Source organism: Streptomyces spiroverticillatus (assembly GCA_014650415.1).
GTDB lineage: Bacteria > Actinomycetota > Actinomycetes > Streptomycetales > Streptomycetaceae > Streptomyces > Streptomyces spiroverticillatus.
In genome coordinates this window covers 80118-89794 of record BMUX01000025.1, presented here as the reverse complement: position 1 = coordinate 89794, position 9677 = coordinate 80118, and the positions used below count along the sequence as shown (strand labels likewise).

13 protein-coding genes are annotated in these 9677 nt (G+C 67.2%); 10 read left to right on the top strand and 3 right to left on the bottom strand.

Going from position 1 to position 9677, the window contains the following annotated elements:
• The first annotated feature begins 566 nt into the window (after positions 1 to 566).
• Entirely contained in the window at positions 567 to 1019 is a 453-nt protein-coding gene (locus IE269_RS38635; RefSeq protein WP_189827997.1) for a hypothetical protein, read from the top strand.
• A 325-nt stretch (positions 1020 to 1344) separates the two neighbouring features.
• On the top strand, positions 1345 to 1617 hold the full coding sequence (locus tag IE269_RS43500) for a hypothetical protein (protein WP_229898449.1): 273 nt from the start codon (positions 1345 to 1347) through the stop codon (positions 1615 to 1617).
• 693 nt (positions 1618 to 2310) lie between these two features.
• Here IE269_RS43500 and IE269_RS38625 read toward each other — a convergent pair.
• Together IE269_RS38625 and IE269_RS38620 are read right to left on the bottom strand one after the other, a co-directional pair.
• On the bottom strand, positions 2311 to 2526 hold the full coding sequence (locus tag IE269_RS38625; RefSeq protein ID WP_229898450.1) for a DUF397 domain-containing protein: 216 nt from the start codon (positions 2524 to 2526) through the stop codon (positions 2311 to 2313).
• Positions 2523 to 3368: a helix-turn-helix domain-containing protein gene (locus tag IE269_RS38620; protein WP_189827996.1), complete on the bottom strand. Its 846-nt coding sequence runs from the start codon at positions 3366 to 3368 to the stop codon at positions 2523 to 2525. Before IE269_RS38620 ends, IE269_RS38625 begins: the two co-directional genes overlap by 4 nt.
• A 331-nt stretch (positions 3369 to 3699) precedes the next feature.
• Here IE269_RS38620 and IE269_RS38615 point away from each other — a divergent pair, with 331 nt between their 5' ends.
• From IE269_RS38615 to IE269_RS38580, 8 genes are all read left to right on the top strand, one after another.
• On the top strand, positions 3700 to 4185 hold the full coding sequence (locus IE269_RS38615; protein ID WP_189827995.1) for an ATP-binding protein: 486 nt from the start codon (positions 3700 to 3702) through the stop codon (positions 4183 to 4185).
• Positions 4182 to 4577: a hypothetical protein gene (locus tag IE269_RS38610; RefSeq protein ID WP_189827994.1), complete on the top strand. Its 396-nt coding sequence runs from the start codon at positions 4182 to 4184 to the stop codon at positions 4575 to 4577. Before IE269_RS38615 ends, IE269_RS38610 begins: the two co-directional genes overlap by 4 nt.
• Positions 4574 to 5053: a hypothetical protein gene (locus tag IE269_RS38605; RefSeq protein WP_189827993.1), complete on the top strand. Its 480-nt coding sequence runs from the start codon at positions 4574 to 4576 to the stop codon at positions 5051 to 5053. Before IE269_RS38610 ends, IE269_RS38605 begins: the two co-directional genes overlap by 4 nt.
• Positions 5053 to 5247 carry a hypothetical protein gene (locus IE269_RS38600; RefSeq protein ID WP_189827992.1) on the top strand — a complete coding sequence of 65 codons (195 nt, stop codon included), beginning with the start codon at positions 5053 to 5055 and terminating at the stop codon, positions 5245 to 5247. The genes IE269_RS38605 and IE269_RS38600 overlap by 1 nt, the downstream gene beginning before the upstream one ends.
• Positions 5244 to 5834, top strand: coding sequence for a hypothetical protein (locus IE269_RS38595; RefSeq protein ID WP_189827991.1), 591 nt, complete (start codon positions 5244 to 5246; stop codon positions 5832 to 5834). The genes IE269_RS38600 and IE269_RS38595 overlap by 4 nt, the downstream gene beginning before the upstream one ends.
• A complete protein-coding gene (locus IE269_RS38590; RefSeq protein ID WP_189827990.1) occupies positions 5831 to 6700 on the top strand; it encodes a helix-turn-helix domain-containing protein in 870 nt (289 codons plus the stop codon). Before IE269_RS38595 ends, IE269_RS38590 begins: the two co-directional genes overlap by 4 nt.
• Positions 6701 to 6796: 96 nt before the next feature.
• On the top strand, positions 6797 to 7258 hold the full coding sequence (locus tag IE269_RS38585) for a DUF6082 family protein (RefSeq protein ID WP_189827989.1): 462 nt from the start codon (positions 6797 to 6799) through the stop codon (positions 7256 to 7258).
• The gene (locus IE269_RS38580) at positions 7255 to 7578 is read left to right on the top strand and encodes a hypothetical protein (protein ID WP_189827988.1); all 324 of its coding nucleotides are present in this window, start codon (positions 7255 to 7257) and stop codon (positions 7576 to 7578) included. Before IE269_RS38585 ends, IE269_RS38580 begins: the two co-directional genes overlap by 4 nt.
• A 978-nt stretch (positions 7579 to 8556) precedes the next feature.
• On the opposite strand, the gene IE269_RS38575 is transcribed toward IE269_RS38580, so the two are convergent.
• On the bottom strand, positions 8557 to 9366 hold the full coding sequence (locus tag IE269_RS38575) for an endonuclease I family protein (protein ID WP_189827987.1): 810 nt from the start codon (positions 9364 to 9366) through the stop codon (positions 8557 to 8559).
• Positions 9367 to 9677: the final 311 nt, after the last annotated feature.

Here is a 9677-nt window from a genome sequence, read left to right as displayed (position 1 = left end):
TCACCAACCGCAGCCAAACACCGCAAGAGGCGACAGAACACGACTCACGAGGCGACCACACAACTCAAGACCGGCTCACTAGGCGGGCTCGGGCTGTGGGTGGCGGACGTGTCGCTTCAGCGCCATCTCGACGGTGTTGCGTGGCAACCCGGTCTCCTGTGCGTGTTTCGGATGTGTTCAACAGTAGCCCGAGGCGCTGACAGGGCCGGAATGCGTACCGCCCCGAGGCTCAAGGGGTGCGGTGGGAGTTCGTTCAGCCGTTCCCGCGAAACGCTGACGGCTGCCTGCTGGGCGCTCGTAAGGTGATCGTTTGACAGCTTGGTCCTGGGCGGCACGGTCCCCTTATCTCGTCAGGGCCGGGCAGGGCCCTGAGCTTGCCCAATACGCCGGATGGCGTCGACCAGCTGGAGTGACGACGTAGGTAGGGAGCGGGAATGATCTATCGGAACGTTGCGAGGCTGAGGGCCTTACCTAGGGGGTTGGCGGCCACAGCATGTCTACTCACTCTGCCCTCGTGCGGCTTCGGCCAGGAGCCGAATGAGCCACCGGCCAGACGCAGTGATGGGGTGGTCAAGGAGTTCGGCCGGGCAACGACTGCGGACGCCGGAGAGTGGGTCCGAAAATCTGACCTTCCGCACGAGACGAAGCGTCTGATCGGCTTGTACGTTAGTCGGATTCATGTCACGAAAGGGTTCGGTGGCTGTTCGGGCGAGGGTCAGGACGGGCCGCTGATGAATGTAGAGCTGAACTATCCGGACCTCGGGCCGCACGACCGAGAGGGCCTGGATGAGCAGCGTCGTTGGAGCCAGCAGATCATCAAAGGGCTGACGAAATTCGCCCAGAGCTTCGAGCCTGGCTACTTCACAGATACAGACGCCTTGATTGGTGGCCCCAGGTGGGTGACGGACCCGAAGGTGGGTACCACGTGCTTCGGCAGCATTGAAATGCACGGATGGCTTTCCCCGCCCGCAAACCTTCAGACGGGTTACCACCAGGGGAACAACGCTCCGGTGCGCTGAAGTTGCGCTTCTGATCCGTATCTGGAGTACCTGCGGCAGCGGTGGGAGGAGGGCGAGCACACCGCGAGGATTCTGCACCAGGAGATCGCCGCAAAGGGCTACCAAGGCCACTATCAGCGGGGCAAGACGGCCATCGCGCCGCTTCGCCGGGGCCTGCCGATCGACACGCCGCGCGAGCGGCCGCCCTCACCCCCGGCAGACCGCCCGCTGGATCACCACCACGCCGCCCCGGCGCGGCCTGCACGCCACCGAGGCACTGAGGCGGCTTCTCGATCACTGCCCAGAACTGAACCAAACCCATGACTTGGTAGGTCAGTTCGCTGCCATGCTCGACGCCCGCGACGCCACCCTGCTGACGCACGGGCTCGATCAACCCACCAACTCCGGCCTCCCGGCCCTGGTCAGCCTGGCCCACGCCATCCGCGAAGACGAGCCCGCAGTCATCCAGGGCATCACCACCCCGTTCAACTCCGGCGTCAACGAAGGCCGCCTCACCCACCTGAAACTCCAAAAGCTGATCATGGCCGGACGTGCAGGGGTACCCCTACTCCACCACCGCGTCATACTCATCGCCCTGCTCAGACGCCAATACAGGTGACGGAGTGCCACCGGCGCACAGAAGCACACCCCGCTTCACGGAAACTTGCCAGGGCCACTCAGACCAGTACGCGGACACCTGACCGACTGCCAGCGCACAACCCGGCAGGCGACGGCCACCCGATCTCCTCCCAGGGCTTCCGCGCCGGCGCCGCCACGGACCTCGCCGAACATGGCGCCACTGCAAAGATGATCGCTATCGCTGGCCGATGGAAGGAAGTCTCCCCCGTCCTCGAAAGCGTCTACGTCCGCCTGTCGGCGTGCACAGTTGCGTGGCCAGTGAGGTACAGGGATACGTCCCCGCCCTGAAGGTGATCGTGTGCAGGTCGTGAAGCCGGGGCCACCCGACTTCCCAGGATGCGGGACACGACGATCCGTCAAGGGCGCCCTACGGGCGCCGCTGCGCGATGGGGCTTCGCCCCACCCTGGACCGATCGCCCTGTCCCGAGGCTGGCTGGCTATCCGCGGCGGCCCTGAAGCCGAGGACGTTCCCGTGCACCGGGCCGTCCAGCTAACTCCGTACGCCGACACCGCCCCGCCAAGGCCACCAACCACGGCCCCTTCGACGTCGCCCTTCTGCGCCCATAGCGGGATCTCTGGCGGCTGTCGGTGCTGTCAGGCAGGGTGGAGGCGGAACACAAGGCGGCCCTCCCCAAATCCCCTGGGGAGGGCCACCGGTGTGCTGCTACCGGCCCTAGTCTCGGATCACCGTCTCCAGGAAGCCGTCCCAGGCAGATGGCGTCACCGTCAGGACCGGGTGGTCCGGCTTCTTACTGTCGCCGACATGGACCGCAGTGGTTTCCGTGCCGATGACCAGGCAGTTTCCGCCGTCCTGGCCGCTGTAGGAGGACTTCCACGTGTGCATCATCGAGGTGATGTCGTTCAGGGTCAGGGGCTTGTTCTGATTCATTTCCATAGTTTCTCTTCGAGATCGTCCAGGATCTGGGCCGTGTAGGACGGTCCTGGCGCCGCCTTGGCCATGGCATTGAAGGAGCGCTCGTAGAACCCCACGTCGGATTCTGTCGACCACATGGTGGTGGCCTTGTGGCTGTCGCTCTGCACGACAGGGTCCAACACCTCATGGAACTCCAGGATCGTGAAGTTATACGCGCCCCGGTACATGTTGGGCAGATCCTCGGGAATGACCTGCACTTCAACGTTCTTCTCGCTGGAGAGGCGCTTGATCTCCGCGAACTGACCACGCATCACCTCGGGCGTTCCGATGAGCGTGCGGAGCACGTTCTCGGTGAGGATGATGTGGACCTGCCGCTCGCCGTCCAGAAGTTCCTTACGCGCCATCCGCGCCCGGACACTGCTCTGAACCTGATCCGTGGTCCGCTCCTCAACGACCTTGGCAGAGAGCATCTGGGCCCGCGCGTAGTCCTCGGTCTGGAGCAGGCCGTGCACGTTGTAGTTCTCGTAGCCCCGGATAGCGGCAGAGTCGCGTTCCAGCCCGAGGTAGCGCGGCATCCCCGACGGCAGGTAGTTCCGGTAGGACGTGATGGGCTCGGACTTCAGAGAGTCCCGCTGCATTTGCAGCAGTTCCTCCTGATCGGCTCGTTCCGTGACCTCGTACTCTTCGAGCAGAGCCTTGAGGTCAGCCAGCTTCGGCAGCGGGATCTCGCCGGACTCGATCCGGCTCAACTTCGCCCGTGAGAAGCCGAGCGCCTTCGCCGCCGCTTCAATCGAAAGCCCGCCGTCAAGACTCCGCCCTTTCTTCTCACGCAACGCCCGCAACTCCTTGCCGAGCATGACCCGCATCGTCGTGGGGCCCCGCCGTGCTGCCATCTGTCGCCTCGCTTCAGTGCTCTGTCCGGAAAACTGAGGGCCCTGTCCGGAGAATCGCGGCCCCTGCTCGGCAAACCGAGGGCTCTGCCCGGATTCTGGCACGCCCTGTCCTTGCATCACACCCCCCTGTCGTTATTTGGCACTTGCCATCTAACGCACTTCTGCCAGTTCGCTTGAACGTTAACTATGGCGTGCATCAAGGTAGTTGAGAAGCCACTCGCTACGACACCGGAGCGGCTCTCTTCCTTCATGGTGCCCGCAAAGCGCACCTGCCCCGACCGCAGAGGACTGGGCGATGACTCTCCCAATGACCCGTAGTCCGGCTCTTCTGGAGCCCCTCGTACCCACCGTTTCGCTCGCGCAGTGCGCGTCGCTGTCCGTGGCCTTCAGCCGGGGTCGCGTCGACGACGACGCGGTGTGGGTGCGGCGCATACGGCGTGACGCCGACCTGGCGCTGAAGCGCTCCCCATACGACCAAGCGCCGGAACTGCGTGACGCGGTGGCCTACGTGGTCACGGAACTGGTGGCCAACGCGCTGCACCACGGCGTGGGCGACGTGGTGATGGAAATGCGTCGCTGCGAGGACTCGCTGCTGATCTCGGTCGAGAGCGGAGCCGGCGACCAGGAGCCGATCGTGCGGGCGACGTCCCTGACGGACGAGTCCGGGCGCGGCCTGATGATCGTGGCGGTCCTGGCGAGCGAGTGGGGCTACACCCACCGGGGCGCCAACCTGCGGGTGTGGGCGCGCCTTGCCGCATCGCCGCTGGAGGTGCAGCGGTGACCGTGCCCCTTGCTGAGCAGACCGCACGGTCGCGCGAGACCACGTACCCGTACGCTCCCGCCGCTCCCCGTAAGGCCCGCGTGTGGGCGCAGACCGTACTGACTGAGGCCCGGTGGGACGGAGACGTCCAGAGTGCGGCCGACACGCTCGCCTATCTGGTCCTCTTCGTTCTGGGCGATCTGTGGGCCGCCGATGTACGGCACGTGAAGCCGCTGACGGCCTCCCTCACCGTCAGGGACGACGGGTTCCTCCTCCTGGAGGTCTCCGGCGGCGATGCCGAGCTCGATGCCGAAACGGCGATCAGTTGCGTGCCGTCGCTGAGGTGGTCCATGCACGAGGACGCGGGCGGGAAGACCGTCCAGGCCCTCCTCTCCGGCGGAGGTGCAGCGTGAAGCAGTACCAGGTGGCCTGGCTCGCGGACGGCGACCCGGACCGCCGGTGGCGTCCGGAGCTCCACCCGGCAAACCCCGCGCGCCGGCTGACGGCGCTGCGGCGTGCTGGTGAACGGCAGGCTTTGCGCCCTGCTCACGAGCCCGGCGCCCGGGTCGCCGGGTACGCGCGTCTGTGTGCCGGTGAGACGGAGACGTACGTCCGGGAGGTGATCGAGGCTCACGCCCGGTTCCTGGAGGTGCGGCTGTACGACGTGTTCTTCGACACCAGCGACGACAGGGACAGCCCGCCCGCCCCCGCCGGGCTGTCGGCCTGGTCGCAGGCGCTGACTGCGGTGACCGAGGGCCGGGCCGACGGCATTCTGACGCGCACGACCGCCGACGTAAGCCGGGACGCGGGCACCTACGAACACCTCCTGCGGCAGCTCATCGACCGCGGCTGCTTCCTCTCGCACATCGACGGCCAGTGGGTGAGGTGATGGTGCCCGAGTTACAGGACCCCCGCGACTGGTGGGTCATCGGCATCGCGGCGCTGCTGCTGATCGGCTTCGCCTGGCTGACCACCCGGCCTCCGTCCTCCATCGGCTCCGACACGTCCGACGTCGAGAGCCCGGACACCGAGCCGGTGCCCGACACCCACGCCAGGCAACGTGAAGAAGAGGGGCTGTCATGAGCGTTCCGCTCCGCTTCAACGACTCCGACGGTGCCCTGGTCCGCGTCCTGCTGCACCTTCAAGGAGACGAACCGCTGGATGCGGTGCTGGACGCCCTCGCGGACGCCCTCGACCACGTGGCGCTGCCCGAGGAGGCGATCTCCTGGGTGCAGGCGCGGCTTCGCGACGGGCTGCGGGAACTCACCGCTCTTGCCCTGCCCCACCTCAAGCACCCGGTATGGGCGGCGCCGGGCAATGCCGCCGGGCTCGACGGACTGATCACGCGGGCGGCGCACGCCCTGTATGCGGTGGATACCGGCCCCAGCGGGGACCTGCACCATCTGCGGCACTGCGCCCGTGCCGTGGAACACCTGGTGGAGCACCTCATCGAGATCGGTGCCGCACCGGCCATCACGCCGCCGCCCCTTCCCCCGCAACCCGCGGCACGCACCCCCGAGGCGGGGCCGGAGACCGGGTGCCGGCAGTGGCCTGCCAGCACCAGCCCCTCGCCGGCGCTTGGTGCCCACCCTGTGCCGTACGCCCCGCTGGACAGCCCCCTGCTGGCAACCGGCTGCTCTGCCTCCCCCTTCCGGAAGGACTTCTCATGACCGCGCACCCCGGGTCGGCCTCGGTCACCGCCCGCCCGACGCCGCACTCTGCCGGGCCCGAACCCGCACGGCTGAGCGCACAGGAGCACAGCATCCTGGAGAAGGTGGCGCTGGGACAGACCAACGAGTCCATCGCGTCCAGCGAGTTCATGTCCCTGAGCACGCTCCGGCAGCGCCTTGGGAAGATCCGCCAGCACCTGAAGATCGGTATGGATCAACCGCGGGCCGTCATGGTCAGCACCGCCTACCGCGAGGGGCACATCGCGCTGCCGCCCCTCCCGCGTGGAACCTGCCCGGTGGTGCGGGAGAGGCAGCTCCAGGTGCTGCGCATCCTCGCCCGGGGCGGCGGTGCCGAGGAAGTCCGCTCTGCCTTCCACATCAGCGGGCGCACGGCGAAGGGCTGCATCAAGGACGTCCGCGAAGCGCTGGGCGCCACCACCGCCGCGCAGGCGGTCAGCCTGGCCTACCAGCGGCGGCTGCTGCCCCTGGACACCCCCGGTGCCGTCGATCCGGCGCATGTCCGGGCCGAAGCCTCTGCCGTGATCACCTGGAGCATGCCGCCGGACTGGCGCAGCCTCCAGCGGGCCGCCGACGACCTCACCAGGCTCTTCTGGACGACCGCGCACGCCATCAACACCAGCTGCATCCCTGCCACCCTTCAGGCCGGGCACCGGGCGGCGCTGCTGAACGGCATGCGCCTGGTGGCCCAGACCGAGACCGCCCTGCGCGGTAACCCTGGGGAGCCGCGGGAGCTGGGCGCGTTGCACCACGTGCAGCAGATCGCCCGCTGCGTCAGGGAACTGGCCGCCGTCCTTGCCACGCAGACCCCCCACGATCCCGCCATGCCCCTCGAACCCGTCACCTAGGCCCCCGGTGCCCAGTGCCTACTGCGGCACGCGCAGCCGCGCCCCGCCCCAACGCGGATCACCGCACCCCACCGACACCCCTTTCTGGAGGACACCGTGAAGAACCCCCTCACCGTTCTGCTGGCCGCTGGTGTGGCGGTCTTGGCCGCCCATACCGTCCTGTCGGCCCGCAACCGCGAACGTCAGCGCGTCCAGGACGCCCGCGACAGTAAGCGCGCCCGCGTCCAGACCGCCGCCGGCCACCACTTGAGCCTGCTGATGAACTGCGCCGACTACGGCAGCAAGCTGCTGGAGGGCACAACACCCGAGGAGAAGAAGACCCTGGTGCAGTGCAACGCCTGGGTGTCCTACTGGGCGCACCAGCACGCGGCGGGCCTCATCAGCGAGGAACACCTGCGCACCCAGCTCGCCGACTTCCTCGACGGACCCTCCGGAATGGACTACTGGGAATGGGCCCGCGAAGCGTGGGCCAAGGCACCCGTGGAGCACTACTTCCAGATCGTTCGCAGGGTCGGCGACGAGGCCGCGCACGAGCGCGGACTCAGGGTGGCAGCATGAGCAGCGACACGGTCACCCCACGGTGGATCGCCGGACGCCTGGTCTCCGCCACCACCCAGTTCCCCGGCGAACGGTCGCACGAGGACTACCTGGAGCTGGCCAAGGACCTTGTGACCGCCGCTCAAACACTGCTCCCCCAGGTCAACTACAACCTCGTGGCCGAACACCAGCGGCGCGGGGTGAAGCATGCCTGCCACCGAGCAGGCTCCCTGACGAACAACGGGTGCGCCGAGCCGGGAAACCCGGACGTACTTCGCGACTACTGCCGGGATCTGGCTACTGCACTCCAGCGCGTGCAGTCCGCCATCCCACACCCCTAGCAGTCAGGCAGGTGGGCCCGCCGCCCGCGACGGGCCCACCGCGCCTCTACCGCACCCCCAACCCGTACAGGCACACCACCAACGGAGGGTGACCTGCACGCCAGGTACGAAGAGCACACGCACCGTCTCCTCACCGCATGACACCTGGCCAACTCGGACTTCTCCCGCCGAGAAGAACGGGACGACCCCACTGCCGCTCTCAACCCCCTGTTCGTCGCGCCCAACCGGCTGCGGGCCTGGATCGAGGACTACGCCAGTTCGTACGTGAAACGGGTCCGCGTTATCGGAACCCTGGACCGCCGTCTCGTCCTCATCGAGCGGAACGACGGCCGGTGGGTGGTAGTCGATTTGTCCGGGGGCCGCTGAGTACATACCTCTGGCCAGCGTGGTGGATGCAGGAGAACAACACGCTGGACATGCCCTCGACGTGGCTGTGCCCCGCCGATCTGAACACCGCCACCCTCGGACGGCTGTCACGCCCCAACACGTTCATCGCCACCCTGTACCACCCCGAGAACTTCCCGCTGCCCCGCTTCCCGCTGGGCATCAGCGATCTCGCCCGTGCCGCCCGCACCACCCTGATGGGCACGGTGACACTCGCCGACATGCAGCGCGAGTTCGGCCGTCCGGCGCGTTCACAGTTCCCCGCACACGACAGCGAATCACGAGCTCACCCGTGCTCGCGACTTCGGAAACCGACAGTGCACACCTGTCTGATCCTGCTCTGGGAACGGACCCTTTGGGCGAGTGCGGATGTTCTGCACGGTGAGGTCAGCACGACAGGAGGCAGGACCGTCACGGCCCCGGTCCCTGGCCCTGGTCTCCGTGCTGGCCGCCGCGTCGCTGCTGTCCCCGGCCGCCATCCCCTGGTGGGACACGGGTGAGGTGACCAGCCCAAAGTAAGCCCGGAACGGCACATGCCCTGAACTTCCTGGGGACGGGGAGCTCAGGGCGGGACGGGCTGCGTCGCCGGGCCGTCTACCAGATCGCCTCGACCCACTCCGGGTGGTCGATGAACGGGTTGCGGTTGTGCTGGTACGTGTCGTAGATCGCCTGGTTGCGCTTCTCCTCGAAGGCGCTCGGCGGATCCTCGTCATTCCATTTCTTGAGCACGGACAACTTGCCTATGTATGGGTTGCTTCCGTTGTTGACCTGATCGTTCGGTTCCAGGTCGGCCCAGCCGTCGCCTCCCTCGTAGCGCACAGCCATGTAAAGAATCATGCGGGCTACGTCGCCCTTGTCCGCGTCGCGTGGCTCGAAGGAGTCGGAATCCTTGAGGCTGCCCCCGCCGTTGGCCACCGGGCTGCCGCCGTTGTCGAAGTCCAGGTTGCCGCGGATGCTGTTGACGGTGACGTCCGCCGAGCGCAGATGGTGCAGATCCGTACCGGGGCCGGTCGCCTCACCGAAGTTGCCGTGGGACTTGGCCCACGTGTGCTCGCGGTTCCAGTCGCCGACGCCGCCGCCGTTGAGTGACTTGCTGCGCGAGACACCGCTGTACAACAGGATCACGTTGCTGCTGTTGTTCGGGTCTTGGTCGGTGACCTTGAGCACGTTCCAGACCGCGGAGTACGAGATCTTCGTCTGGCTGCTGATGATCGTGTGCAGCGCGGACTTCAGCGTCGTACCCGTCTTGCCGATCGCGTTCTTGTAGTACGTCGAGTCGTATGCGGTCGTCGTCGCGCCGGCCGGGGTGGCCGTCATCGTGGGAAGCGTGAAGGCCGCCATGACGGCCGACGTGGCGAGCGCCACGCTCCTCCAGCGGGGGGTGCGGGTCAGCGTTCCGGGCATCGAAGGCCGTCCGTTCTACGCGTGTTCCATGGGGAGATGGTCGGGAGCATGACATGTGCATGCATGCCAGGCAATGAACTGCACGTGGCTGCTTGGTGACTTGAACCAACAACTTGGATGCTGTCGACGTGATGTCACGCGTGCACCGAGGCAACAAGCGGGGCACCGCACACCACCCGCGACCGGACCTCCGTCTCCCGCAAGAAGTCCGACCCCGGCAACGCCCCGCCCTGGTGAACACCCTGCGCACCGACATTCACCTCCGGTGCGGCGCTCGACACCGTCCGCCGCACCCTCGCCCTGGTCCGCCG

Excerpts from the sequence above, each read along its gene's own strand:
- IE269_RS38590 (WP_189827990.1), top strand. The coding sequence starts at position 5,831 with ATGACCGCGCACCCCGGGTCGGCCTCGGTCACCGCCCGCCCGACGCCG.
- IE269_RS38575 (WP_189827987.1), bottom strand. The coding sequence starts at position 9,366 with ATGCCCGGAACGCTGACCCGCACCCCCCGCTGGAGGAGCGTGGCGCTC.
- IE269_RS43500 (WP_229898449.1), top strand. The coding sequence starts at position 1,345 with ATGCTCGACGCCCGCGACGCCACCCTGCTGACGCACGGGCTCGATCAA.
- IE269_RS38625 (WP_229898450.1), bottom strand. The coding sequence starts at position 2,526 with ATGAATCAGAACAAGCCCCTGACCCTGAACGACATCACCTCGATGATG.
- IE269_RS38595 (WP_189827991.1), top strand. The coding sequence starts at position 5,244 with ATGAGCGTTCCGCTCCGCTTCAACGACTCCGACGGTGCCCTGGTCCGC.
- IE269_RS38600 (WP_189827992.1), top strand. The coding sequence starts at position 5,053 with ATGGTGCCCGAGTTACAGGACCCCCGCGACTGGTGGGTCATCGGCATC.
- IE269_RS38580 (WP_189827988.1), top strand. The coding sequence starts at position 7,255 with ATGAGCAGCGACACGGTCACCCCACGGTGGATCGCCGGACGCCTGGTC.
- IE269_RS38620 (WP_189827996.1), bottom strand. The coding sequence starts at position 3,368 with ATGCTCGGCAAGGAGTTGCGGGCGTTGCGTGAGAAGAAAGGGCGGAGT.
- IE269_RS38615 (WP_189827995.1), top strand. The coding sequence starts at position 3,700 with ATGACTCTCCCAATGACCCGTAGTCCGGCTCTTCTGGAGCCCCTCGTA.